This window comes from Burkholderia sp. KJ006 (genome assembly GCF_000262695.1).
Taxonomy (GTDB): Bacteria; Pseudomonadota; Gammaproteobacteria; order Burkholderiales; family Burkholderiaceae; genus Burkholderia; species Burkholderia vietnamiensis.
This window is the reverse complement of sequence record NC_017920.1, coordinates 1,845,695-1,869,433: the sequence shown is the minus strand read 5'-3', so window position 1 is coordinate 1,869,433 and position 23,739 is coordinate 1,845,695. Positions and strand designations below refer to the sequence as shown.

21 protein-coding genes, 3 tRNA genes and 1 pseudogene are annotated in these 23,739 nt (G+C 65.6%); 13 read left to right on the top strand and 12 right to left on the bottom strand.

Going from position 1 to position 23,739, the window contains the following annotated elements:
• Positions 1–123 precede the first annotated feature (123 nt).
• From MYA_RS08415 to MYA_RS08400, 4 genes are all read left to right on the top strand, one after another.
• Positions 124–210, top strand: a tRNA-Leu gene (locus MYA_RS08415).
• Positions 211–384: 174 nt separating this feature from the next.
• Positions 385–1,560: a tyrosine-type recombinase/integrase gene (locus tag MYA_RS08410; protein ID WP_014723175.1), complete on the top strand. Its 1,176-nt coding sequence runs from the start codon at positions 385–387 to the stop codon at positions 1,558–1,560.
• A 31-nt stretch (positions 1,561–1,591) separates the two neighbouring features.
• A complete protein-coding gene (locus MYA_RS08405; RefSeq protein ID WP_041493845.1) occupies positions 1,592–1,855 on the top strand; it encodes a hypothetical protein in 264 nt (87 codons plus the stop codon).
• Between the two features lie 97 nt (positions 1,856–1,952).
• Positions 1,953–2,168: a hypothetical protein gene (locus MYA_RS08400; protein ID WP_148278548.1), complete on the top strand. Its 216-nt coding sequence runs from the start codon at positions 1,953–1,955 to the stop codon at positions 2,166–2,168.
• Between the two features lie 19 nt (positions 2,169–2,187).
• On the opposite strand, the gene MYA_RS08395 is transcribed toward MYA_RS08400, so the two are convergent.
• The 6 genes and pseudogenes from MYA_RS08395 to MYA_RS08375 all read right to left on the bottom strand — a co-directional run bounded on the left by MYA_RS08395 (position 2,188) and on the right by MYA_RS08375 (position 4,957).
• Positions 2,188–2,385: a hypothetical protein gene (locus MYA_RS08395; protein WP_014723174.1), complete on the bottom strand. Its 198-nt coding sequence runs from the start codon at positions 2,383–2,385 to the stop codon at positions 2,188–2,190.
• A 73-nt stretch (positions 2,386–2,458) separates the two neighbouring features.
• Positions 2,459–2,695, bottom strand: a complete 237-nt coding sequence (locus tag MYA_RS08390) for a hypothetical protein (protein WP_034195338.1) — start codon at positions 2,693–2,695, stop codon at positions 2,459–2,461.
• A 771-nt stretch (positions 2,696–3,466) separates the two neighbouring features.
• Positions 3,467–3,661: pseudogene (locus MYA_RS29465) on the bottom strand (integrase core domain-containing protein); the annotation flags it as partial.
• Between the two features lie 56 nt (positions 3,662–3,717).
• Positions 3,718–4,296 (bottom strand): hypothetical protein, encoded by a 579-nt coding sequence (locus MYA_RS08385; RefSeq protein WP_014723173.1) that lies wholly within the window; start codon positions 4,294–4,296, stop codon positions 3,718–3,720.
• Positions 4,297–4,305: 9 nt separating this feature from the next.
• A complete protein-coding gene (locus MYA_RS08380) occupies positions 4,306–4,491 on the bottom strand; it encodes a hypothetical protein (protein WP_041493843.1) in 186 nt (61 codons plus the stop codon).
• A 235-nt stretch (positions 4,492–4,726) separates the two neighbouring features.
• Positions 4,727–4,957: a hypothetical protein gene (locus tag MYA_RS08375; RefSeq protein WP_014723172.1), complete on the bottom strand. Its 231-nt coding sequence runs from the start codon at positions 4,955–4,957 to the stop codon at positions 4,727–4,729.
• A gap of 352 nt (positions 4,958–5,309) precedes the next feature.
• Between MYA_RS08375 and MYA_RS08370 the strand changes: the two genes are divergently transcribed.
• Positions 5,310–6,308, top strand: coding sequence for a 2-dehydropantoate 2-reductase (locus tag MYA_RS08370; RefSeq protein ID WP_014723171.1), 999 nt, complete (start codon positions 5,310–5,312; stop codon positions 6,306–6,308).
• Between the two features lie 217 nt (positions 6,309–6,525).
• Here MYA_RS08370 and MYA_RS08365 read toward each other — a convergent pair whose 3' ends face one another.
• Positions 6,526–6,978, bottom strand: a complete 453-nt coding sequence (locus MYA_RS08365; RefSeq protein ID WP_014723170.1) for a MarR family winged helix-turn-helix transcriptional regulator — start codon at positions 6,976–6,978, stop codon at positions 6,526–6,528.
• A gap of 62 nt (positions 6,979–7,040) precedes the next feature.
• Complete coding sequence (locus tag MYA_RS08360; RefSeq protein WP_014723169.1) at positions 7,041–8,186, bottom strand: glycerate kinase; 1,146 nt, start codon at positions 8,184–8,186, stop codon at positions 7,041–7,043.
• Positions 8,187–8,464: 278 nt separating this feature from the next.
• On the opposite strand from MYA_RS08360, the gene tig reads away from it, so the two are divergent.
• From tig to MYA_RS08325, 7 genes are all read left to right on the top strand, one after another.
• On the top strand, positions 8,465–9,973 hold the full coding sequence (gene tig / locus MYA_RS08355; protein WP_404842308.1) for a trigger factor: 1,509 nt from the start codon (positions 8,465–8,467) through the stop codon (positions 9,971–9,973).
• Positions 9,974–10,113: 140 nt separating this feature from the next.
• Entirely contained in the window at positions 10,114–10,767 is a 654-nt protein-coding gene (gene clpP / locus MYA_RS08350) for an ATP-dependent Clp endopeptidase proteolytic subunit ClpP (protein WP_011885077.1), read from the top strand.
• A gap of 161 nt (positions 10,768–10,928) precedes the next feature.
• Positions 10,929–12,200, top strand: coding sequence for an ATP-dependent Clp protease ATP-binding subunit ClpX (gene clpX / locus MYA_RS08345; RefSeq protein WP_011885076.1), 1,272 nt, complete (start codon positions 10,929–10,931; stop codon positions 12,198–12,200).
• Positions 12,201–12,397: 197 nt separating this feature from the next.
• Positions 12,398–14,821, top strand: coding sequence for an endopeptidase La (gene lon, locus MYA_RS08340; RefSeq protein ID WP_011885075.1), 2,424 nt, complete (start codon positions 12,398–12,400; stop codon positions 14,819–14,821).
• A 205-nt stretch (positions 14,822–15,026) separates the two neighbouring features.
• Positions 15,027–15,102: transfer RNA gene (locus tag MYA_RS08335), tRNA-Val, on the top strand.
• A gap of 23 nt (positions 15,103–15,125) precedes the next feature.
• Positions 15,126–15,202, top strand: a tRNA-Asp gene (locus tag MYA_RS08330).
• A gap of 307 nt (positions 15,203–15,509) precedes the next feature.
• Positions 15,510–17,444, top strand: a complete 1,935-nt coding sequence (locus MYA_RS08325; protein ID WP_014723168.1) for a SurA N-terminal domain-containing protein — start codon at positions 15,510–15,512, stop codon at positions 17,442–17,444.
• A gap of 158 nt (positions 17,445–17,602) precedes the next feature.
• Here the strand turns inward: MYA_RS08325 and MYA_RS08320 are convergent, their stop codons facing one another.
• Positions 17,603–18,280, bottom strand: a complete 678-nt coding sequence (locus tag MYA_RS08320) for an arylesterase (protein ID WP_014723167.1) — start codon at positions 18,278–18,280, stop codon at positions 17,603–17,605.
• Between MYA_RS08320 and MYA_RS08315 the strand changes: the two genes are divergently transcribed.
• On the top strand, positions 18,279–18,992 hold the full coding sequence (locus MYA_RS08315) for an ABC transporter ATP-binding protein (protein WP_011885072.1): 714 nt from the start codon (positions 18,279–18,281) through the stop codon (positions 18,990–18,992). The two genes, MYA_RS08320 and MYA_RS08315, sit on opposite strands and share 2 nt — an antisense overlap.
• Before the next feature lie 64 nt (positions 18,993–19,056).
• Here MYA_RS08315 and pgi read toward each other — a convergent pair whose 3' ends face one another.
• The 3 genes from pgi to MYA_RS08300 all read right to left on the bottom strand — a co-directional run bounded on the left by pgi (position 19,057) and on the right by MYA_RS08300 (position 23,684).
• The gene (gene pgi / locus MYA_RS08310; RefSeq protein ID WP_014723166.1) at positions 19,057–20,679 is read right to left on the bottom strand and encodes a glucose-6-phosphate isomerase; all 1,623 of its coding nucleotides are present in this window, start codon (positions 20,677–20,679) and stop codon (positions 19,057–19,059) included.
• Positions 20,680–20,790: 111 nt separating this feature from the next.
• Positions 20,791–22,329: a bifunctional ADP-dependent NAD(P)H-hydrate dehydratase/NAD(P)H-hydrate epimerase gene (locus MYA_RS08305; RefSeq protein WP_014723165.1), complete on the bottom strand. Its 1,539-nt coding sequence runs from the start codon at positions 22,327–22,329 to the stop codon at positions 20,791–20,793.
• 53 nt (positions 22,330–22,382) lie between these two features.
• The gene (locus tag MYA_RS08300; RefSeq protein ID WP_014723164.1) at positions 22,383–23,684 is read right to left on the bottom strand and encodes an FAD-dependent oxidoreductase; all 1,302 of its coding nucleotides are present in this window, start codon (positions 23,682–23,684) and stop codon (positions 22,383–22,385) included.
• Between the last annotated feature and the right edge of the window lie 55 nt (positions 23,685–23,739).

Sequence of the window (23,739 nt, the reverse complement as noted above, 5' to 3'; positions counted from 1 at the left end):
CGGAGATCGGGTAGAATCTCGCGCTCGCCTGATCGGGCGTGCCGGTTTCCGAGCCGGCGCGGGATCCGTGGCTGCGTGCGAGACGCATGTTTGCGTGCCGCGCGGTCAGGGCGACAGAAATGCGCGTGAGTGGCGAAATTGGTAGACGCACCAGGTTTAGGTCCTGACGCCCGCAAGGGTGTGCCGGTTCGAGTCCGGCCTCACGCACCACATATATTCCCAAGCAATCCCATGTTTGGCTAAAAGGCCCCGCCAGTCGAGTACTTGCGGGGCTTTTTGTTGCCAGCGCCGCCCAGCGTTTCTCATTGACACCCACGAAACCGGGGGCATCTTAGGGGGGGCAGTTTTCTCTGATCAGGGGCATCGAAATGCCCCCGCGCTCAAATGCCCCTTACCGATGTCGCCGTTCGTGCGGCCAAGCCCCGCGAAAAGTCCTACAAGCTGGCCGACGGTCAGGGCATGTACCTCGAGATCATGCCCAACGGCTCCAAGTACTGGCGGTTGAAGTATCGCATCGACGGCAAGGAGAAACGGATGGCCCTCAGGGTCTATCCGGCGGTCACCTTGCTGGCTGCTCGGAAGGCTCGTGATGAGATCAAGGACCAATTGCGCGCCGGCCTCGATCCATCGCACGAAAAGAAGCGCGTGAAGGCTCAGCGCAGCCTGGACCGTGAGAACTCATTCGAGCCGATCGCGCGGGAGTGGCATCAGCAGAAGAAGGGTGCATGGAGCGAGCGACACGCGGACAGGATCATGAAGCTGCTCGAGCGCGAACTGTTTCCCGCGATCGGAGCGCGGCCGATCGCCGAGATTATGGCGCCCGAGCTGTTGGCGGTGATACGGAAGATCGAGGCGCGCGACGCGATCGAGCTCGCACACAAGACTATTCAGGCAACGAGCCAGATCTTCCGATACGCCATTGCCACAGGCCGGGCAGAGCGTGACTCCGCTCCCGATCTCCGCGGCGCGCTGAAGCCCCGTTTCGTCGTGCACATGCGGCGTGTCAGCGAGGCAGAGTTGCCGGAGCTCATGCGGCAGATCAGCGCGTACGACGGCGACTTTCAGACACGCCTGGCGCTGCAGTTCATGGCGCTGACATTTGTTCGTACGAGCGAGCTGCGTTTTGCCGAGTGGACAGAAATCGACGAGAAGAAGGAATGGCGCATCCCACCCGAGAAGATGAAGATGCGCACGCCGCACATCGTGCCGCTGTCGACGCAGGCCCTCGAGGTGATCGCGAAGCTCCCCGAACTGAACGGCCACAGCCAGTTCCTGTTCCCGAGTCGGTCGAGCTCCAAGAAGCCAATGAGCGAGAACACGATCCTGTACGCCTTGTACCGGATGGGCTACCACTCACGGATGACGGGGCACGGCTTCCGCGGCCTTGCGTCGACGATCCTGAACGAACACAGCTTCAACCGCGACTGGATCGAGCGGCAGCTGGCCCATAGCGAGCGCGACGGCGTCCGGGCGGCGTACAACCACGCTGAGTACCTGCCCGAGCGCCGCAAGATGATGCAGTGGTGGAGCAATTACTTGTGGAACGCCGTCCCCAAATAACCGGTTCGTCCCTCCTTGCCGAGGTTCGACGATGCTCGTTCTCAAGCAGTTCCCACTCCGCGAGGAATGGATGAAGACAGTCACAGTACCTAGCGAGAGCATGGCGTCGTGGGTAGGCCACTGGGAAATTTACGACGCTGATCCGTCCCATGGTGGCAGCATAATCGGCGCCGGTGTAGGTCCTGAATTTTCGAGGGAGCAGACGGCGCTGAATGCTGCGGCTAGCGTGGGTATCGATTGGTTGCTCGGCCGGGGGCGGCAGATGTTGATCGACCAATATTTTGCCGAGATCTGATCTTGCCACCGCCCCTGCGTGAGCCAGTGCCGAGCGGGGCTTTTCACATCCGGCGGGCTGCGCGATGATGGCGTCGTTGCGCGATCCGGAGCGTGCCATGCCTGCCATCAAACTGCACATCCCGCCGAAAGACGTCTTCCAGTTCAACGACGATCTCACTGCCTGGTCGGTCGCCAGCAGTGTCGATCGTCGTTTGATGAGGCCTCCCCAGATGGAGACGACAAATCGCGAGTCGCCGACGCTGTATCTGGCGGTCGTTGACGAACGATTCTTCGAGCAGTATCCGCGGTGGCGCCAATTCGTGGAGCATTGACCGCCGCCGCTATAGCTCCCTAGTATCGCCGCCCGTAGCCCTCGCGATACAGCGTTGCGCCGATCGATGTCAGCAACGCAATGTCTTCTTCCCCCAATGTATCCCAGGTGGCCGCCAGCCAACCAGCGAAACCGGCACAAGCGTGGTCCAGATCGACCGCTGCCCGTCCTTCGGCATTCAACCGCTCGAAGATCGTGATGACGTCGTGTGGGGTCATGGCTTCCTCCCGGTGATAATCAAAGCATAGGTGTTCGATGGCCGTACGCTCGGAAAAGGTGAAGGAGCGCGCCCTACTTGCGGCAATGCGGATCCTGGATCAGTGCGAGGCGGCCTAAAAGCTCGTCCACTTGGATTTCGAAGACCCTGTTTCGCACGGGCTGCGTGCGGAGCTTGGTGAGCTTGTCTCTCCAGTACGCCGGGTCGTTCACCGACGACTTGTTGACGAAGGCATGGTGCGCTTGCTCAAGTAGTCCGATCGCTCGCCTGATATGTACCAATTCGCGTTCCGCTTCACAGTACCAGCTCATATTTGCCGCCTTCTGATGATTTTTGTCGTGACTTGCTGTGCCGCGAGAGCCTTGGGCTACTCAAAGACAACGCGCGAGCCGATCTCGAACTGTGCTGTCGTTGCACAGCGCGATGCGAGGTGAGGGGCAAACGTGGCGCGCAAGCAGCGCGCGACGCAGATTTGGGGAGGGGCGAGCGGTCAATCTACAATTGGGTGCTCGGTTCAACTCATCATACGCGCATCGCTCGTCAGGCAGCTGCTTTATTTCTCGGCGATGAGAGGCGGCCCGTCGTGATCCTGCGGCCGGATGACCGAGAGACTGACAGTGTCGAACGTCGAGGCGCCGCGCCGCTCACATGCAGTCCGCGAGCGCTAGACTTTGACGCGCTCAGAGCCCACCTCCTGATAACCTACAGGCACAAACAAGTCGCGATAGCGTCTGTAGATCGGGCGTTCAAAGTAGCGATATACAAGCGTCTACAAGGTCAACACGACCGCAGCAAAGGCTGCAAAGCGGATGTACGGATTGGCGATCTTCATCATCCCGAGGTAGACGCCCAGCGTGATCATCGGAAAATGAACGAGGTAGACCGAGTAACTGATCTCGCCCAGCTATTTCATGGGGCGGCATGAGAGGATGCGAGCAACCACGCTTCCAGACTGCGACACGCTAAAGATGAGGAAGGGCATAGCGGCAAGCGCTTCAAATTCGATGTTGCCGCGTGCGTCGCCGTAAATGACGTAGACGATCCCTGGAGTTGCCCCTGTAACTCAGGACACGCGGACACCGTTAGGTTGATGACACCGCATTACGCCTGAACTCGCGAGGCGAGCGGTATTTCAGGGCTTTGTGCGGGTGGCGCTCATTGTAGTGTTCGAACGCGATAGCCAGACGCGAGAGCGCCGTTGGTGCGTCAGACTTGTCCATATAGGCGACGTAATTGTGCTTCATGGTCTTCACGAACGATTCGGCCGTGCCATTGCTTGTGACCTTCTTCGCGTGCTTCCTTCTTCGGCTCCGTGCGCCCGGACCCGATCCAATCAAGCGGGTACCAATCCGGGCGCGCCAGGTGCCAACCGCGGGCGCAGTTCCCATTCTTCGACTGGCTTCAGACTCTTGCGCATGTATGTCACGCGCTGGCGAGGAATGCCGGTCTCGGACTCAAGTTGCTCGTCCGTCAATCGTCGTCCGCGGCATGCGCTCCGGATCGTGCGCAGATCTTCGACGCGCGGCGTGCGCAGGTCGATGCATTCCTCGTGTACGCGCCAGGTGTGCGGGACCGGGATCACGGTGTACTCGGCAGTATTGGCGTGCGAGCAGGTCAGCCGGTCCATCGTCATCGGGCATTCCACGAATACGAGGACGTCCGCCGGGCCGGCCCGGTCGGAATACGTGTAGCGATCCAGCAGCACGCCACCGCGGTCTCGCCACCTCGCCAACTGCCCATCGCTTGCTCGATCCCACCATGCCCACACGTAGACGGGCAGATCGGCGATCGACGCGCTCCTGAAGAACACGGGCTTGATCGTCGTGTATCCTCGATTCACGAGGATATGGGTGTAGCCGCCAAACGCTTTTCGGATCGATTGGCCGACGTCGGTGGTCGTGAAATAGCGCACGGGCGATCCTTAAATCCGCTCGCGCTGCAGGCTGCGGACAAGCATGGCGGCATCACGGCAGACCTCGATCGGGATTCGCGGATTTGCGACCACATCTCGCACGAACTTCCCGAGGAGAATGACGGCCGAGACGTCATTTCGAATCGGCTCGACGCTACATGTTGGTTCGCCGCCACATTGCTTCATGTTCTTCATATGCCGTCCCCGCCGGTTGTGCCGGATCACTGTCCCAAATTGCAGTCAAAGTGTCCGGGGGCACATGTGGGGGCATGCAGAAAATACGAACTCGCTGAATCCCAATAGCGTAAAGGAAAGGTGAACCGAATGCGGTTCCGGCCTCACTCTTGGGGGGCGCCGCAAAAAAGCGCTGCCGGTCTTCTGATCGCAGCGCTTTTTTCATTTCCACGCCGCATCCCCGCGCCGCGCCGGCCTAATCCCAGAAGCTGCGCACCGCGACCGCCACGATCACCGGCACCGAGAACACCAGCGGAATCGCGAAATACTGCGCTTCGCGATCGACGATCCAGCTGTAGACCAACCATCCCGCGCCGATCGCGAACGTGATCAGGCCGACCAGTACGGCGACGATATTCAGAACCAGCTTCGATGGCTGGCGGCGCGCTTTGTCGTTGCTGTCGGGGTCGCGCGGGGACGAGTTCATCTGAAGAGCGGCTGAGCCAGGCAGGGTTAAACGCACAGGAGACCCCATCCGCGCGGATCGCGCAAGGGCCGAGGCATCGCGGCGGTGTATCGTGGGTCAGCGCGCGTGACGAACCGAACGACGCGGCCCGCCCGTCCGGCAGGGCCGCTGCACGATCACAGGTCAGGGCGCCGCGTCTGCGACGTCGAAGCGCCCGCATGCCACCACGCCCCGACGGGAGACGAAGCAGCTTCCGGCAGCACGCCGCGTCGAACCGTTCCCGCCATTTCGCCGCAACCGCGCTTCGACAAATCGTTGTACCCACAACCACCGAGCGTTATGCTCGTCTTCTTCCAGCAGACGGATTCCCCTCATGAACGACACGAATTCAGGGATTGTGCGCGCAGCGGTGGTCGGTGTCGGCGCGATCGGCGGCTTGCTCGCGATGGCGTTGTCGAAAGCCGGCATGACCGTGAGCGCCTATGCGCGCGGCGCGACGCTCGATGCGTTGAACGCGCACGGCGTGCGCGTGATCGACGAAACCGGCGTCGTGTCGTCCGTCCCGGTGCGGGCGAGCGACGATGCGGCCGTGCTGGGCGTGCAGGACTACGTGGTGATCGCGCTGAAGGCGCAGGCGTTGCCGGCGTTGGCGGCGCGCATCGCGCCGCTGGTCGGGCCCGATACGGTGATCGTCGCGGCGATGAACGGGCTGCCGTGGTGGTTCACGCACGGTCTCGCCGGGCCGGTCGACGGCGTGCCGCTCGACGCGATCGACCCGGCCGGCGCTGTTTCGGCCGTGCTGCCGCCCGCGCAGGCGATCGGCTGCGTCGTGCACCTGTCGTCGAGCACCGACGCGCCCGGTGTCGTGCGTCGCGGCCGCGGTAACCGCCTGCTCGTCGGCGCGCCGGACCGGCGCCTCGACGCAGCGGCGGCGCGCTTGGCCACCGCGCTCGCCGCGGGCGGCTTCGACGTCGAGTCGACCCCGGCGATCCGTACCGAAATCTGGGCGAAGCTGTGGGGCAACATGAACATGAATCCGCTCAGCGCGCTGACGGGCTCGACGGCCGAACAGTTGCTCGACGACCCGTACACCCAGACGCTCGCGCTGCGGATGATGGAGGAGGCGGCCGCGATCGGCGCGAAACTCGGGCTCGATACGGGGATGAGCGCGCCCGAGCGGATTGCCGTCACGCGCAAGCTCGGCGCGTTCAAGACGTCGATGCTGCAGGATTTCGAGGCCGGGCGATCGCTGGAGATCGGGCCGATTCTCGGTGTGTTCCCGGAGTTGGGGCGCCGGCTCGGCGTGCCGACGCCTTATTGCGACGCGGTACTCGGCTTGCTGCGCCAGCGTGCGGCAAACAGCGGGCTATAGCGGGCGAGGGCGCCGCGAACGAACGGACGCCGAAGCGATGCGGTTCGGGAAATCGATCAGTGCTTCGGGGTTTTCGAAGAGCCAAGCCGGCTATGCAACTCGGCGACAAGCGGATTGACTCGAACAGCCGCGAAGGCAGTGGATCGCAATCCGAAGCCAGCCCGCCGCAGGCCCACTACACGCGCGTGAAAATCGATCGCGTGAGTACCCGCCCGTTTCAGTCGTCGCGCTCGGCCGCATGCGTGGCGACCTTGTCGAGCAAGCGCTCGAACGTCTGGCGCTCGCTGTCCGACAGGCACGCGAGCAAGCCTTCGTTCCACTTGCGCACGATCGGCATGATCTTCCGATACAGCGCGCGGCCGTCGACGGTCAGCGCGATCAGCACGATCCGCCCGTCTTCGTCGCTTGCGCTGCGTTCGAGCAGCCCCTGGCGCAGCAGCGCCTCCGCCGCGCGGCTCGCCTGACTCTTGTCGAGGTTGGTGTGGCGCGCGAGCTCCATGATCGAAAACGGCCCGAACGCGCCGACTGCGGCGATCACGCGCGCTTCGGGCAGCGAAATGTCGAGCTTGTGCCGATACACGTCGGCGATGCCGCGATCGGATCGCTTCGTGAGTGCATGGAGGCGATAGGTCAGAAACTGATCGAGCCCGGCTTGGCGGCGGCCTTTCATGTCGAATCCTGAAGAAAATGGGCGGGCCCGATTGTTCCTGTATCGCGCGCCCGGGTCAACGGTCAGTGTGCGCCGTACTTCAGCCGTGTCAACTGTTCGGCTTCGTTGGCGAGCAGATTCGCCGCGTCGCGGATCGCCACGTCGAGCGTGATCGGCCCCGGCGCCGGCGAAAAGCACCCGCTGAAATGCTCGGACAGCCGCGTCAGCGCGGCCGGATCGATCGCGCCCGACAGCAGCGACGCCGGCACGCCCGCGGCCCGCGCGTGGCGGCACGCGATGAACGGCGCCTTGCCGTGCAGCGTCTGCACGTCGGAGCGGCCTTCGCCGGTGATCAGCCAGTCGGCGCCGGCGAGTGCCGCATCGAGGCCGATCTGGCGCGCGACGACTTCCGCGCCGGCTTCGAACCGCGCGCCGAGCATGTGCAGCGCGAAACCGAGGCCGCCGGCCGCGCCGGCGCCGGCCGCGTCGCGGCAGCGGCGGTCGAGCGCCTGCTCGAGCAGGTCGGCGAAGTGGCCGAGCGCCGCGTCGAGCATCGCGACCTGCGCGGGCGCCACACCCTTTTGCGGGCCGAACACGGCGGTCGCGCCGTGCGCGCCCGTCAGCGGATTGTCGACATCGGACATCCCGATGAATTCGGCTTCCTTCAACCGCGGATCGAGCGCCGACGCATCGATCCGCGCGATATCGGCGAGCCGCGCCGGCACCGGTTCGATCGGCTGACCGCCCGCATCGAAGCACTGCAGGCCGAGCCCCGCGAGCAGGCCGGCGCCCGCGTCGTTGGTGCTGCTGCCGCCGAGCGCCACGAAGAAGCGGCGCACGCCTTCATCGAGCAGCGTGCGGATCGCTTCGCCCATCCCGCGCGTGCTGCGCGCATCGACCGGCACGCTCATGCCGATCGCGTCCGTGATGCCGACGATCTCCGCCGTCTCGACGATCGCCGTGCGTTCGTCGATCACGCCGACCGACGCGTCGCGCGCCGCGAGCGATGCGCCGGCCACCCGCAACGTGCGCCGCGTGCCGCCGCCGGTCAGCATCGCGTCGAGCGTGCCTTCGCCGCCATCGGCCATCGGGCAGCAGCGCACGACCGCATCGGGGCGGGCGCGGCGGATGCCGGTGGCGATCGCGTCCGCGACCTGCTCGGCAGAAAGCGAGCCTTTGAACGAATCGGGCGCGATGACGACGACAGGCGCGGACGGGTGTTGCGGCATGGTGTCTCCGGAAGGCGTGATTGGTATGAAGAATGGGGCCGCGAGCGCGGCGCACCTTCAATCGGAGATTACAGGATGGCGGGCCGGCGGTGGATACGCGCGCCGGCATAGCGGCGATCCGCGCGCATTGCGCTGAAAGGGCGCGGGCACCACGGCGAGTATTCACGTACCTGGTGGGGTTCTGGCGGTATGAGGAAAATTGTTTGCTAGAATAGTCGATTCTTCCGGCCAAAGCCGTGCTCCGAGCCGCTTGCGCTAGCCATCCGGCGCGTGCAGGGATGGCGTGGCGCTCCGGCGCGGCGTGGGTTTGTGGCTCACGTATGGGTTCACATATGTGGGGCTCACATATGTGGCTCACTTCGCGTGACGCACCTCATGCTGCAGGCAGGCACGGCAAGGAAAACCCGATTCGCTCGAATAATTTTAGGACGATTGAAGCCATGGCTAACGTTGTTGAGAACCTCGGCAAGCTTGAACGCCGTGTGACGATTTCCCTGCCGAAGGACACCGTGCAGAAGGAAATCGACGCCCGTATCCAGAAACTCGCAAAGAACGTGCGCATGCCGGGTTTCCGCCCGGGCAAGGTGCCGCTGAAGATGGTTGCGCAGCAGTACGCGGGTCAGGTCGAGGCGGAAGTGCTGAGCGACAAGATCGGCCAGGAATTCTTCACGATCAGCCGCGCGGAAAACCTGCGCGTCGCAGGCCAGCCGAGCTTCGAGCCGAAGCAGGAGCAGGCCGAGGACGCATACGCGTTCGATGCGACGTTCGAGGTGTACCCGGAAGTGAAGATCGGCGATCTGGCGACGGCTGAAGTCGAGCGCTCGACGACGTCGATCGGCGACGCCGAGATCGACCGCACGCTGGACATCCTGCGCAAGCAGCGCGTGCACTACCACGCACGCGGCGAAGCCGGCGAGCACGGCGACGGCGGCGCGGACACCGCAGCGAAGAACGGCGACCGTGTGACGGTCGACTTCGTCGGCAAGATCGACGACGTCGCGTTCCAGGGCGGCACGGCCGAAGACTTCCCGTTCGTGCTCGGCGAAGGCCGCATGCTGCCGGAATTCGAAACCGCGGCGCTCGGCCTGAAGGTCGGCGAAGCGCGCACGTTCGATCTGAAGTTCCCGGACGACTACCACGGCAAGGACGTGGCGGGCAAGACGGCGCAATTCACGGTCACGATGAAGAAGATCGAATGGCCGCACATGCCGGAAATCGACGCCGAATTCGCGAAGTCGCTCGGCATCGAAGACGGCGACCTGACGAAGATGCGCGCCGAGATCAAGGAAAACCTCGAGCGCGAAGCCAAGCGTCGCACGCAGTCGATCGTCAAGAACCAGGTGATGGACGCGCTGCTGAAGATTTCCGAACTCGACGTGCCGAAGGCGCTGATCGAGCAGGATCAGCAACGCCTCGTCGAAATGGCGCGTCAGGATCTCGCCCAGCGCGGCGTGCCGAACGCGAAGGACGCACCGATCCCGGCCGAGATGTTCGCCGAGCAGGCCGAGCGTCGCGTCAAGCTGGGCCTCGTGCTGGCCGAACTGGTGAAGGCCAACGGCCTCGAAGCGAAGCCGGAACAGATCCGCGCCGAAGTCGACGAGTTCGCGAAGAGCTACGAAGACCCGAAGGAAGTGGTCCGCTGGTATTATTCCAACCAGCAGCGCCTCGCCGAGATGGAAGCGTTCGTCGTTGAAAGCAACGTCGTCGAGTTCGTACTGGGCAAGGCAAAGGTGACGGACAAGGAAGTGAGCTTCGAGGCACTCGCGAGCGCATCGGCGCAAGCGTAAGTGTCGCTCTAGCGGCGTGCCGGCTGTCGGAGCGACGGCCCGCACGCCGTTTTTACGTCAAGCGCACGGTTGCCATTAATATGGCAATTGAGCGGGCGGCTTCCCTCCGTTCAATTTTCCAATCGAACAAGGTTCATTGAATGATCACTCGCGCTGAATTGCTGGACATGCTTGCTTCGAATGCGCCGCAGGGTTTCGAGGCGCAAGCGCTGGGGCTGGTGCCGATCGTCGTCGAAACGAGCGGCCGCGGCGAGCGTTCGTACGATATCTATTCGCGTCTCCTGAAGGAGCGCCTGGTGTTCATGGTCGGCGAAGTCAACGACCAGACGGCGAACCTCGTGGTCGCGCAACTGCTGTTCCTGGAGAGCGAGAATCCCGACAAGGACATCAGCCTCTACATCAACAGCCCGGGCGGCTCGGTGTCGGCCGGCATGGCGATCTACGACACGATGCAGTTCATCAAGCCAGACGTGTCGACGCTCTGCATGGGCCTCGCGGCCAGCATGGGCGCGTTCCTGCTCGCGTCGGGCGCGAAGGGCAAGCGCTTTGCGCTGCCGAACTCGCGTGTGATGATCCACCAGCCGCTCGGCGGCGCGCGCGGCCAGGCGTCGGATATCGAAATTCAGGCACGCGAAATCCTGTACCTGAAGGAACGGTTGAACAACCTGCTCGCGCAGCACACGGGCCAGGACGTCGAGCGCATCGCGCGCGACACCGACCGTGATAACTTCATGTCGAGCGACGACGCGAAGGCGTACGGGCTGATCGACCAGGTGCTGTTGAAGCGCCCGTGAGCTGAAGTGGGGTGCCGCCCCGATTCGCGGCGCCCCCGCACTGTCCGGCGCCCCTGAGCATCTGCGGCAAGCGCATCCGGCCGGCTCCGGTCGCGCCCTAGGCGCGGCGTTCGGAGCAATCGGCGTATCATGTCATTTACCTGTCCGGAGGCTCTACATTCATGGCGGACAAAAAAGGTTCGAACAGCGAGAAGCTGTTGTATTGCTCGTTTTGCGGCAAGAGCCAGCATGAGGTGAAGAAACTCATCGCGGGTCCGTCGGTGTTCATCTGCGATGAGTGCATCGACCTCTGCAACGAGATCATTCGCGACGAGGCCGCTGCGGCCGGCGTCGAGGCCAGCCTGTCCCGGTCGGATCTGCCGAGCCCGCAGGAAATTCGCGACATCCTCGATCAGTACGTGATCGGCCAGGAGCGCGCGAAGAAGATCCTCGCGGTGGCCGTCTACAACCACTACAAACGGCTGAAGCATCTCGACAAGAAGGACGACGTCGAGCTGTCGAAGAGCAACATCCTGCTGATCGGCCCGACGGGCTCCGGCAAGACGCTGCTCGCGCAGACGCTCGCGCGGTTGCTGAACGTGCCGTTCGTGATCGCCGACGCGACGACGCTGACCGAAGCCGGCTACGTCGGCGAGGACGTCGAGAACATCATCCAGAAGCTGTTGCAGAACTGCAACTACGAGGTCGACAAGGCGCAGCGCGGGATCGTCTACATCGACGAAATCGACAAGATCAGCCGCAAGTCGGACAACCCGTCGATCACGCGCGACGTGTCGGGCGAGGGCGTTCAGCAGGCGCTGCTGAAGCTGGTCGAAGGCACGATGGCGTCGGTACCGCCGCAGGGCGGCCGCAAGCATCCGAACCAGGATTTCATCCAGGTCGACACGACCAACATCCTGTTCATCTGCGGCGGCGCGTTCGACGGTCTCGAGAAGGTGATCACCGACCGTACCGAAAAGACGGGCATCGGCTTCGGCGCGTCGGTCAAGAGCAAGCAGGAACGCGACGCCGGCGAAGTGCTGCGCGAGACCGAACCGGAAGACCTGATCAAATTCGGTCTGATCCCCGAATTGATCGGCCGTCTGCCGGTGGTGGCGACGCTCGGCAAGCTCGACGAAGCCGCGCTGATGAAGATCCTCGTCGAGCCGAAGAACGCGCTCGTCAAGCAGTATCACAAGCTGTTCGCGATGGAGCGCGTCGAGCTGGAAATCCGGCCGGCCGCGTTGCAGGCAGTCGCCCGCAAGGCGATCCGCCGCAAGACCGGCGCGCGCGGTTTGCGTTCGATCATCGAACAGGCGTTGCTGGACGTGATGTACGAGCTGCCCACGATGAAAGGGGTCAGCAAGGTCATCATCGACGAGAACGTCATCGATGGCGACGGCAAGCCTTTGTTGATCTATGAGGACACGCCGAAGGTGGCGGGTTCGAACTGACCGGCTTGCCGACGATGTTCTGCGAAAAAGGCCGTTCATGAGACCGTGGGCGGCTTTTTTTCGTTTATCTTGTGGGTAACTCTGACTCGATACGCGGTGGTTACTTTCTTACCGAATATTTCCCGCACTTGAAGGCTTGCAATTCGTTGTGGCGGCCTCAATTACCGAACAATTGATTCCACTCATGGGGAAATGAAATGTCAGGCACCCAACTTCTTCCGCCGGAACGCATCACGCTCCCGCTGCTGCCGCTGCGGGATGTCGTCGTTTTCCCGCACATGGTGATTCCGCTCTTCGTGGGCCGGCCGAAATCGATCAAGGCCCTCGAAGCAGCGATGGAAGGCGGCAAGCACATCATGCTCGTCGCGCAGAAAACCGCGGCCAAGGACGAGCCGACCGAGAAGGACATGTATGAGGTCGGCTGTATCGCCAACATTCTGCAGATGCTGAAGCTGCCGGACGGCACCGTGAAGGTGCTCGTCGAGGGGCTGCAGCGCGCGAAGGCGTTGTCCATCGAAGAGCAGGAGACGCAGTTCTCCTGCGAAGTGATGCCGCTCGAGCCCGATCATGCCGACAGCGCGGAAACGGAAGCGCTGCGCCGCGCGATCGTGTCGCAGTTCGACCAGTACGTGAAGCTGAACAAGAAGATCCCGCCGGAGATCCTCACGTCGCTGTCGGGCATCGACGAAGCAGGCCGTCTCGCGGACATGATCGCCGAGCGTCTGCCGCTCAAACTCGACCAGAAGCAGCACATCCTCGAGATGTTCCCGGTCATCGAGCGTCTCGAGCACCTGCTCGCGCAGCTCGAAGCCGAGATCGACATTCTCCAGGTCGAAAAGCGCATCCGCGGGCGCGTGAAGCGTCAGATGGAAAAGAGCCAGCGCGAGTACTACCTGAACGAGCAGGTCAAGGCAATCCAGAAGGAACTGGGCGAAGGCGAAGAGGGTGCGGATCTCGAGGAACTCGAGAAGCGCATCAACGCCGCGCGCATGCCGAAGGAAGCCAAGAAGAAGGCCGACGCCGAGCTCAAGAAGCTGAAGCTGATGTCGCCGATGTCCGCGGAAGCGACCGTCGTGCGCAACTACATCGACACGCTGATCGGCCTGCCGTGGCGCAAGAAGAGCAAGGTCAACAACGACCTGTCGAACGCCGAGCAGGTGCTCGACGAGGATCACTTCGGCCTCGAAAAGGTGAAGGAACGCATTCTCGAGTACCTCGCGGTGCAACAGCGCGTGGACAAGGTGAAGGCGCCGATCCTGTGTCTCGTCGGGCCTCCGGGCGTCGGCAAGACGTCGCTCGGCCAGTCGATCGCGCGTGCGACGAACCGCAAGTTCGTCCGGATGGCGCTCGGCGGCGTGCGTGACGAAGCCGAGATCCGCGGTCACCGCCGCACCTACATCGGCTCGATGCCGGGCAAGATCCTGCAGAGCCTGGCGAAGGTCGGCGTGCGCAATCCGCTCTTCCTGCTCGACGAAGTCGACAAGATGGGGATGGATTTCCGCGGCGATCCGTCGTCGGCGCTGCTCGAAGTGCTCGATCCGGAACAGAACCACACGTTCGCCGACCACTACATCGAAGTCGACTTCGATCTGTCGGACGTGATGTTCGTCGCGACGTCGAACTCGCTGAACATCCCGCCGCCGCTGCTCGACCGGATGGAAGTGATTCGTCTGTCGGGCTATACGGAAGACGAGAAGGTCAGCATCGCGCAGCGTTACCTGCTGCCGAAGCAGAAGAAGAACAACGGTCTGAAGGACGGCGAGATCGAGGTCACCGAGCAGGCGATCCGCGACATCATCCGCTACTACACGCGCGAAGCCGGTGTGCGTTCGCTCGAGCGGGAAGTGTCGAAGATCTGCCGCAAGGTCGTGAAGATGCTGCTGCTGAAGAAGGCGTCGGGCGCGATCAAGGTCGATGGCGAGAATCTCGATACGTTCCTCGGCGTGCGCAAGTACGACTTCGGCCTCGCGGCGAAGGAAAACCAGGTCGGTCAGGTGACGGGCCTCGCGTGGACGGAAGTCGGCGGCGATCTGCTGACGATCGAAGCCGCGGTGATGCCGGGCAAGGGCAATGTGATACGCACCGGTTCGCTCGGCGACGTGATGAAGGAGTCGGTCGAGGCAGCGCGTTCGGTCGTGCGCTCGCGTTCGCGTCGTCTCGGCATCAAGGACGAAGCGTTCGAGAAGCAGGACATTCACATCCACGTGCCGGAAGGCGCGACGCCGAAGGACGGTCCGTCTGCCGGCGGTGCGATGACGACCGCGCTGGTGTCGGTGCTGACGGGTATTCCCGTGCGTGCCGACGTCGCGATGACGGGCGAGATCACGCTGCGTGGCGAGGTGCTGCCGATCGGCGGGCTGAAGGAGAAGCTGCTGGCTGCGCATCGCGGCGGCATCAAGCTCGTGCTGATCCCGGAAGAGAACGTGAAGGATCTCGCCGACATTCCGGACAACGTGAAGAACGCGATCGAAATCGTGCCGGTCCGCTGGATCGACAAGGTGCTCGAACTCGCGCTCGAACGTGCGCCGACTCCGCTGCCGCCGGAAGAAGAGGCGAAGGCTGCGGCACCGGTCGGCGAGGCGGCGAAGGATGCCGGCTCGACGGAAGTGGTCAAGCACTGAGAACCTGAACGCCGTCGCTGACGGCGATCGACGAAAACCCGCGGCGTGTCCGCGGGTTTTTTTATCTGCGTCGGTATCGTGCTTGCGCGCCGCGTCGAAAAATTTCGCGCGTGGGCTTGGCAAAGTGATCTGGAATGAATTAAACTCGCAGGCTCGCTGGTTGTTGATGCCGAAACGCAGATCGCAACTAGAAAGAATCGGAAACGGGTGCTTAGCTCAGCTGGTAGAGCGGCGCCCTTACAAGGCGTAGGTCGGGGGTTCGAACCCCTCAGCACCCACCAGTTTCACGATTCAGCCAGACCAAGGAGCGGTAGTTCAGTCGGTTAGAATACCGGCCTGTCACGCCGGGGGTCGCGGGTTCGAGTCCCGTCCGCTCCGCCAGAAAATGAAAAAGCCCGCCTCGTGCGGGCTTTTTCATTTTTATTTTCGGCGGTGCCCGCATGCGGGCACGTGACTGTGGAGCGGAGGAAGCCGCCTGCGCGGCTTCCGGCGGGACGCGAAGGGTTGCGTGCGCGCGCAACCGCGGCCTGCGGGATGTAGGCGAGTCCCGTCCGCTCCCCCCAGAAGATGAAGAAGCTCGCCTTGAGCGGGCTTTTTAATTGGCAACGCCGTCCGCACGCCTGCGATTTTTCCCGTCCCACCCCGTATGTTGTAATATCGGTCGTTTTGTCCAATTTTCCCGTCACGCATGCTCGATTTCTTCCGTAATCACCAGCGCCTGATGATGGCGCTCCTGCTCCTCATCGTGTTGCCGGGGCTGGGTTTCGTCGGGATCCAAGGTTTCCGCGGCTTCTTCGACGACAGCGCGAACGTCGCAGCGGTCAACGGACACAAGATCACGCGGGTCGAATTCGACGGCGCGTTCCGCCAGCAGATCGACCAGGCGCGCCAGGCGCTCGGCGGGCAGTTCGACATCAAGATGTTCGATACGCCGGAGCATCGCAAGCAGGTGCTCGACGGCCTGATCCAGCAGCGCGTGCTCGCCGACGAAACGCAGCGCCTGCATCTGACCGCGTCCGACAACGCGGTGCGCGACGCACTGATGAGCGACCCGATGATCGCGTCGCTGAAGAAGCCCGACGGTACGATCGACGTCCAGCGCTACGCGCAGCTGCTGTCGTTCCAGGGCATGACGCCCGAGCAGTATCAGGAACGTGTGCGCTACAGCCTCGCGCTCCAACAGATTCCCGCGAGCATCGTGTCGAGCGCGTTCACGCCGAAGGGCCCGGCCCAACGCCTGTCGGAACTCGCCGCGCAGCAACGTGAAGTGCAGGCGCTCGTGCTGAAGTCGAGCGACTTCGCGGCGAAGGTGCAGCCGACCGACGCGCAGCTCACCGCCTACTACGACGCGCACAAGCAGAGCTTCGCGACGCCGGAAACCGCGACGATCCAGTATCTGGTCTATTCGCCGGCCGCGGCCGCCGCGAGCGCGCAGCCGACCGACGCCGACATCAAGAAGTTCTACGACGACAACCCGACGCACTTCCGCTCGGAAGCGCAGGTGCGCATCAGCCACATCTTCATCGCCGCGGCGAGCAACGCAAGCGCAGCCGACAAGGCTGCCGCGAAGGCGAAGGCCGAGCAGCTGCTGGCCGACGTGAAGGCGCATCCCGACCAGTTCGCGCAAATCGCGCAGAAGAGCTCGCAGGACGCGCCGTCGGCGGCGAAGGGCGGCGATCTCGGCTTCATCACGCGCGGCTCGACGGCGGGCGGCAAGGCGTTCGACGATGCCGCGTTCGCGCTGAAGCAGGGCGAGGTGAGCGGTGTCGTGGAGTCGGACCTCGGCTTCCACATCCTGAAGGCGACCGAAGTGAAGCCGTCGGTGGTCAAGCCGTTCGCGGACGTGAAGGATCAGATCGCAGTCGACCTGAAGCAGCAGTACGCAGCGAAGGCCTTCACGGACAACGCGGAAGGCTTCACGTCGACCGTCTACGAAAAGGCGAAGTCGCTGCAACCGGCCGCCGACAAGTACAAGCTGACGATCCAGACGGCCACCGTCACGCCGACGCCGAATCCGCAATTGCCGCCGACGAGCCCGCTGAACAATCCGAAGTTCCTCGCGGCCGTGTTCGCGAGCGATTCGGTGAAGAGCCGCAACAACACGCAGGCGGTCGACGTGGGCAACAACACGCTGATCTCGGCGCACGTGGTCGACTACAAGCCGGCCGCCGTGCCGGCGCTCGACGCGATCAAGGACGTGGTGCGTCAGAAGGTGGTCGCCGAGCAGGCGGCCGAGCTCGCGAGGAAGGACGGCGCGGCGAAGCTCGCCGAGCTGCAGAAGTCGAAGTCCACCGACGGCTTCACGCCCGCGCAGAAGGTGTCGCGCACGCAATCGCAGGGGCTGACGCCGGCCGCGCTGAGCGCCGTCTACAAGGTCGATTCGAAGACGCTGCCGGCGTACGTCGGCGTCGATCTCGGTGCCGAAGGCTACGCGATCTATCGCGTGAACGCGGTGATTCCGGGCACGGCCGTCGATCCGCAGCAGCTCGCGGCCGCGCAGCAGCAGATGGCGCAGGTCGAAGCGCAAAGCGAAGGCGAGGCGTATCTCGCCGCGCTGCGCGATCGCTCGAAGGTCAAGCTGTACGGCACCACGCAGAGCCCGTCGCAGGACAGCGGCAACTAACTGAGCCGACGGCGGCGGCGCGTCGAAGCGCCGCTCGGCCGCCGGCAAGCGAAACGCCTCGCTCGCCGGTCAGGCTCACAACGACAAGAAGCCCCGCATCCGCGGGGCTTCTTGCATTTGGGCGATCGCGGTCGCGACCGCGCCAGCGACCGCGCCGCTCAACCGCGCGGCTTGCCGAGCAGCGGCTTCAGCGTCGGCCAGACGTTGTCGAGCAGAACCCGCTGCGCTTGCTCGCCGGGATGCATCTGGTCCGACTGGAACATCTCCGGCTTGTTCTCGATGCCGGCCAGCAGGAACGGCACGAGCGGCACGCCGAGTTGCTTCGACAGGCGCGTATAGACCGCGTGGAATTTCTGCGTGTAGTCGGGCCCGTAATTCGGCGGCACGTACATGCCGACCAGTACGACCTGCGCATGCGCGCGTCGCGCAGCGGCGATGATGTCGCGCAGATTCTGTTCGGTCGTCGCGACCGGCACGCCGCGCAGCGCATCGTTCGAACCGAGCTCGACGATGACGATCGACGGCTTGAGCCGTTGCAGCACGGCGGGCAATCGCGCGCGTCCGCCGCTCGTGGTGTCGCCGCTGACGCTTGCGTTCGCAACGCTATAATCGATTCGCTCGGTCGCGAGCCGTTGCCGCAGCAACGCCACCCAGCCGGTGTCGCGCGGCAGCCCGTACTCGGCCGACAGGCTGTCGCCGAGCACGACGAGCGTGGGCCGGCCCTCAGGTGCGGCCGGCGCGGCGCTCGCCGCGCGCGCGGGCACGGTCGCTGCGCACAATGTAGCCAGCAGCGCGGCGAGCGCCGTGCGCCTTTTCCAGCGGAATGTCGTGTCCATGTTCAAGATTACCGATCCGATCATCGAAGTCCGAGACGTGTGCAAGCGGGTCGCCGACGCAAGCGGCGAGCTGACGATACTCGACGGCATCACGCTGGCCGTGCGTCCCGGCAGCAGCCTCGCGATCGTCGGCGCGTCGGGGTCGGGCAAGTCGACGCTGCTAGGCCTGCTCGCCGGGTTGGACAGCGCGACGAGCGGGACGGTTCGCCTGCTCGGCCGCGCGCTCGAGCAACTCGACGAGGACGAGCGCGCCGCGCTGCGCAGCGGCGCAGTCGGGTTCGTGTTCCAATCGTTCCAGCTGATGCCGCATCTGACGGCGCTCGAAAACGTGATGTTGCCGCTCGAACTACAGGGCGGCATCAGCGCGCGCGACGCAGCCGCTCGTGCGCGCGCGCTGCTCGTGCAGGTCGGCCTCGGCGAGCGCACCGCACATTATCCGAAGCTGCTGTCCGGCGGCGAGCAGCAGCGCGTCGCGCTCGCGCGCGCGTTCGTCACGCAGCCGGCGATCCTGTTCGCCGACGAGCCGACCGGCAGCCTCGACGCGGCCACCGGCCACGCGGTCATCGACTTGATGTTCGAGCTGAACCGCACGCACGGCGCGACGCTCGTGCTCGTCACGCACGACGCCGAGCTCGCCCGGCGCTGTACCACGACGGTGACGATCGAAGCCGGACGCATCGTCGTGCCCCATACTGCCCAAAGCGGCGCCTGAACGCGCGCCGGCCGCACCGAGGCGCTGAGCCCCGGTGCTGCCGGTACGCGCGCAGGCGATGACGTCAGCGCTTGAGCGCGGCGCGTGCGCGTTCGATCAGCGCGGTCGTCGACGAGTCGTGCTTCGCGGGATCGACCGAGTCGGCCGACAAATCGGCTTCGACCACCTTGCCGAGGATCTTGCCGAGCTCGACGCCCCATTGATCGAACGGATTGATATCCCACACCGTCGCCTGTACGAGCACCTTGTGCTCGTACAGCGCGATCAGCGCGCCGAGCGTGCGCGGCGTCAGCGCGTCGACCAGCAGCGTCGTCGTCGGCCGGTTGCCGGGGAACGTCAGATGCGGCGCGAGCGCTTCCTCGCCGGGGCCGGCGATCTTGCGCGCTTCGTCGAGCGAGCGGCCGAGCATCAGCGCTTCGCTCTGCGCGAAGCAGTTCGCGAGCAGCTTCGGATGATGGCTCGCGAGCGGATGCTCGGGCGTCAGCACCGCGATGAAGTCGATCGGCACGATCGTCGGGCCCTGATGCAGCATCTGGAAGAACGCGTGCTGGCCGTTGGTGCCCGGCTCGCCCCACGTGACGGCCGACGTCGGGTAGTCGACGAAGGTGCCGTCCAGGCGCGCCGACTTGCCGTTGCTCTCCATCTCGAGCTGCTGCAGATACGACGGCAGGTAGTGCAGCGCTTCCGAATACGGCGCGACGAGATAGCTCTGCGAGCCGAAGAAGTTGCGATACCAGATGCCGATCATGCCCAGCAGCACGGGCAGGTTGCGCTCGAGCGGCGCTTCGCGGAAATGGCGGTCCATGTCGTTCGCGCCGGCGAGCAGTTCGTCGAACTGGTCGGGCCCGACCGCAATCATGGTCGACAGGCCGACCGCCGACCACAGCGAATAGCGGCCGCCGACCCAGTCCCACATTTCGAACACGTTGTCCGCCGCGATGCCGAACCTGACGACTTCGGACGGGTTCGCCGACACGCCGACGAAGTGCTTCGCGAGCGCATCCTCGGGGCAGCCGCGCGCGATGAACCAGTCGCGCAGCGAGCGTGCGTTCGTCATCGTCTCGAGCGTCGTGAAGGTTTTCGACACGATGATCGCGAGCGTTTCTTCCGGATCGACCTGCTCGAGCACGCGCGCGAGATCGGCGCCGTCGACGTTCGACACGAAGTGGGTCGAGATGTCCGGCGTCGCGACGTGATGCAGCGCGTGCGTGACCATCTTCGGCCCGAGATCCGAGCCGCCGATGCCGATATTGATCACGTGGCGGATGCGCTTGCCGGTATGGCCCGTCCACGCGCCGCTGCGCACGGCGCGCGCGAAGCTCGCCATCTTCGCGCGTTCGGCGCTGACCTGCGCGTGGAACGGTGCGTTCGGATCGGTCGCGCGCAGCGCCGTATGCAATGCGGCGCGGCCTTCCGTCGGGTTGACGACGTCGCCGGCGAACATCGCGTCGCGGCGCGCTTCGACGCGTGTGTCGCGCGCCAGTTGCACGAGCAGGCGCAGCGTGTCGTCGTTGATGCGGTTCTTCGAGAAATCGGCGGCGAGGCCGCCGCCGGCGATCGTGAAGCGTTCGGCGCGGGTCGGCGCGCGATCGTTTTCGGGTGCGAACCAGTCGCGCAGCCGCGCATGGCGGATCTCGGCGAAGTGGGATTGGAGGGCAGTCCAGGCGGGGAGCGAATTCAGCGTCATGGCGGTTCGAGTGAAGCGTGAATCGGGAGGAATGCCGCGCCGGCGCATCGCGATCGCGAGGCCGGCGGACGAGCGGGCCCGCCGTGCGGCGGGGCACCCAGTATAGCGGCGTTATATGTCCGCGCGCGGCGACGGGTAAAAAAGGCGATTGATCAGCGTGCGCACCATCGGCGCGAGCTCGCCGGCGGTGAGGCCGGCCGGGCCCGTGCCGCTCGCGGTCAGCGTGTCGGCCGCGAGACCGTGCAGGTAGACGCCGGCCAGCGCCGCTTCGTACGGCGCGACACGTTGCGCGAGCAGCGCGCCGATCAGGCCGCCGAGCACGTCGCCGGTGCCGCCCGTCGCGAGCGCCGCGTTGCCGGTGGGGTTGATCGTCAGGCGTCCGTCGGGTGCGGCGATCACCGTGCCCGAACCCTTCAGGACGACGATGCTTGCATAGCGGGCGGCGAGCGCCTGCGCCGCGGCCAGCCGGTCGTGCTGCACCGACGCGGTGTCGCTGCCGAGCAGCCGTGCGGCCTCGAGCGGATGCGGCGTCAGCACGCACGCGCCGTCGCGCGCGGCGACGGCGGCCGCGAGATCGGCGTGCGTCGCGACGAGGTTCAGCGCATCGGCGTCGAGCAGCGTCGCGGCGCCGTGCGCGAGCACGCGGCGCACGAGCGCGGCCGCCGCGTCGCGGGTGCCGAGGCCGCATCCGGCGGCGATCGCGGACATCGCATCGAGATCGACGCCGTCCGCCGGATGCAGCATCAGCTCGGGAAACGGCGGGTCGTACGGCGGCGCGCCGGTGCCGAGAAAGCCCACGTGCACCTTGCCGGCGCCGGCGAACAGCGCCGCGCGCGCGGCGAGGATCGGCGCGCCGCACATGCCCGTGTCGCCGCCGATCACCGCGAGGCTGCCGAACGTGCCCTTGTGCGACGCGAACGCGCGCGCGGGCAGGGCGGCGGCGAACCGCGCGGGCGCGTTCAGCACGACGGCCGGCGCAGCCGGCGGCGCGACGTCGAGCGACGCGATCTCGATGGCGCCGGCGAGGTCGCGGCCGTCGCCCGTGTAAAGGCCCGGCTTCGCGCCGATGAAGGTGAGCGTATGTGTGGCGACGACCGCGGCGCCGGCGCCGACGATGCGCCCGGTGTCGCTGTCGAGCCCGCTCGGCACGTCGAGCGCGAGCACCCGGCCGCCGCTGCGCGCGTGCGCGGCGATGCGCTCGGCCTGGGCGGCGAACGGGCCGTCGAGCGCGCGCGCCAGGCCGATCCCGAACAATCCGTCGACTACCCATGCGTAATCGTCGAGCGAAGCGGGCGGCTCGGTCGACAGCGGCACGCCGGCCGCGCGCGCCAGCCCGAGCGCCCATTGTGCGTCGTCCGGCTTCACGGTCACGGGCATCCAGGCGTGGGTCGCGACGCCGAGCTGCTGCAGCTGCGCGGCGGCCACCAGCGCGTCGCCGCCGTTGTTGCCGGGGCCGACCGCGAACCACACCGGGCGTTCATCGTCGGTCATTCGTTCGGACAGCCAGCGGGCGGCGGCCGCGCCGGCGCGCGCCATCAGCGTATGCGGCGGCAGCGTGGCCGTCGCGGCGGCTTCGGCGGCGCGCAGATCGGCGACGCGCAGCAGGGCGATCGGAGCGGCGGCGAGGGGCGGGTGGGCAGTGGTGGTCATCGCGGGGTCGTGGTGCGGAGCAAGGAGCCGCCCCGGACGTCGGCCCGCGGCGGTCAGGTCGTGAAGCGTGCGGCGCCGAGCGCCGCGAGCGTGTCGGCGGGCCATTGCTGCGCGGCGCCGCCGAGATAGTCGGTCACCACTTTAGCAGAGCCGCACGCGAGCGCCCAACCGGCCGGGCCGTGCCCGAAGTTGACGAATACGCGCGGATGCGCGGTCGGACCGACGACCGGCAGGCCGTCCGGCGACAGCAGCTGCGTGCCTTGCCACGACAGCGCGGCCGAGATCCGCGCGGCGCCCGGCACCCAGTCGTGAACGGCCTGGCCGAGCAGGGCGAGCGCGGCTTCCGACAGCGGCTCCGGCAGCGGTTTCGCGGTGTCGGCGCTGCTTTGCAGGACGGCGCCGCCGCCCACGCGCAGCCGCTGCTGCGTGCGCGTGATCGAGATCCGCTTGATCGCGTCGACGACGCACAGGTGCGGCGCATGTTCTTCGTATGCGACCGGCGCGGTCAGCGTATGGACGCGCACCGGATGCAGCGGCAGCCGCCAGCCGAGGCGCGCCAGCAACGGCAGGCTGCCGGCGCCGGCGGCGACCACGACTGCGTCGGCCGAAATCACGTCGACCTCGCGCGCGTTCGCCGCATGCCGGCCGTCGGCCGGCGCGAGCTCGACCGCGGCGCGCCCGGCGTCGGCGCGGATCGCGGCAACTTCCGCGCCGAAGCGGAACTGCACGCCGTGCTCGTCGAGCGCCTGCTTGACCAGTTTCGCGAACAGCGGGCAATTCCCGGTGCGCTCCGTCTCGAACAGCACGCCGCCCGCGCAGCTCGGCTCGGCCGGCACCGACGGCTCGAGCGCCGCGCAGGCGTCGGCGTCGAGCACGCGGTATGGCTGGTCGAGCGTCCGCAGCAGGTCGAGCGCGGGCTGCAGCGCGTCCCAGTCGCGCGCGTCGCGCACGACGTGCAGCACGCCCGATTTCTGTTCGTATTCGAGCTGCAGGCGCGCCTCGATGTCGGCGACGGTGTCGCGCGCCGCGTCGATCAGCGGACGCAGCCGCCCGTACTGCGCGGCGAACGCGTCGGGCTCGCGCAGCGCCGCGAGCTGCTTGACGAAGCGGCGCACGCCGCCGTTGAAGCCGGGCTTGTACAGGATGCCGGTGTCGCGCGGCTGGCGCTGGCGCATGAAGGTCGGGCCGAACCAGACGTCGAGCGGGCTCGGCAGCAGCGTGCCGCCGTCGCCGTAGGTGGCGCCCTGCGCGACGGTCGCGTGACGTTCGACCACACACACGCGATGGCCGGCCGCACGCAGCTGGTAGGCGGTGGCGACGCCGCTGATTCCGCCGCCGATGACGATGACATCCATGGATTGCTTCGATGACGGCGGCACGCGCCGCCCGATGAGAATTCGCTGACGGGCC

Bases quoted from the DNA above. Each gene is read 5' to 3' on its own strand.
- MYA_RS08410 (WP_014723175.1), top strand. From the start codon at position 385: ATGCCCCTTACCGATGTCGCCGTTCGTGCGGCCAAGCCCCGCGAAAAG.
- MYA_RS08405 (WP_041493845.1), top strand. From the start codon at position 1,592: ATGCTCGTTCTCAAGCAGTTCCCACTCCGCGAGGAATGGATGAAGACA.
- MYA_RS08400 (WP_148278548.1), top strand. From the start codon at position 1,953: ATGCCTGCCATCAAACTGCACATCCCGCCGAAAGACGTCTTCCAGTTC.
- MYA_RS08395 (WP_014723174.1), bottom strand. From the start codon at position 2,385: ATGACCCCACACGACGTCATCACGATCTTCGAGCGGTTGAATGCCGAA.
- MYA_RS08390 (WP_034195338.1), bottom strand. From the start codon at position 2,695: ATGAGCTGGTACTGTGAAGCGGAACGCGAATTGGTACATATCAGGCGA.
- MYA_RS08380 (WP_041493843.1), bottom strand. From the start codon at position 4,491: ATGAAGAACATGAAGCAATGTGGCGGCGAACCAACATGTAGCGTCGAG.
- MYA_RS08375 (WP_014723172.1), bottom strand. From the start codon at position 4,957: ATGAACTCGTCCCCGCGCGACCCCGACAGCAACGACAAAGCGCGCCGC.
- MYA_RS08370 (WP_014723171.1), top strand. From the start codon at position 5,310: ATGAACGACACGAATTCAGGGATTGTGCGCGCAGCGGTGGTCGGTGTC.
- MYA_RS08365 (WP_014723170.1), bottom strand. From the start codon at position 6,978: ATGAAAGGCCGCCGCCAAGCCGGGCTCGATCAGTTTCTGACCTATCGC.
- MYA_RS08360 (WP_014723169.1), bottom strand. From the start codon at position 8,186: ATGCCGCAACACCCGTCCGCGCCTGTCGTCGTCATCGCGCCCGATTCG.
- tig (WP_404842308.1), top strand. From the start codon at position 8,465: ATGGCGTGGCGCTCCGGCGCGGCGTGGGTTTGTGGCTCACGTATGGGT.
- clpP (WP_011885077.1), top strand. From the start codon at position 10,114: ATGATCACTCGCGCTGAATTGCTGGACATGCTTGCTTCGAATGCGCCG.
- clpX (WP_011885076.1), top strand. From the start codon at position 10,929: ATGGCGGACAAAAAAGGTTCGAACAGCGAGAAGCTGTTGTATTGCTCG.
- lon (WP_011885075.1), top strand. From the start codon at position 12,398: ATGTCAGGCACCCAACTTCTTCCGCCGGAACGCATCACGCTCCCGCTG.
- MYA_RS08325 (WP_014723168.1), top strand. From the start codon at position 15,510: ATGCTCGATTTCTTCCGTAATCACCAGCGCCTGATGATGGCGCTCCTG.
- MYA_RS08315 (WP_011885072.1), top strand. From the start codon at position 18,279: ATGTTCAAGATTACCGATCCGATCATCGAAGTCCGAGACGTGTGCAAG.
- MYA_RS08320 (WP_014723167.1), bottom strand. From the start codon at position 18,280: ATGGACACGACATTCCGCTGGAAAAGGCGCACGGCGCTCGCCGCGCTG.
- pgi (WP_014723166.1), bottom strand. From the start codon at position 20,679: ATGACGCTGAATTCGCTCCCCGCCTGGACTGCCCTCCAATCCCACTTC.
- MYA_RS08305 (WP_014723165.1), bottom strand. From the start codon at position 22,329: ATGACCACCACTGCCCACCCGCCCCTCGCCGCCGCTCCGATCGCCCTG.
- MYA_RS08300 (WP_014723164.1), bottom strand. From the start codon at position 23,684: ATGGATGTCATCGTCATCGGCGGCGGAATCAGCGGCGTCGCCACCGCC.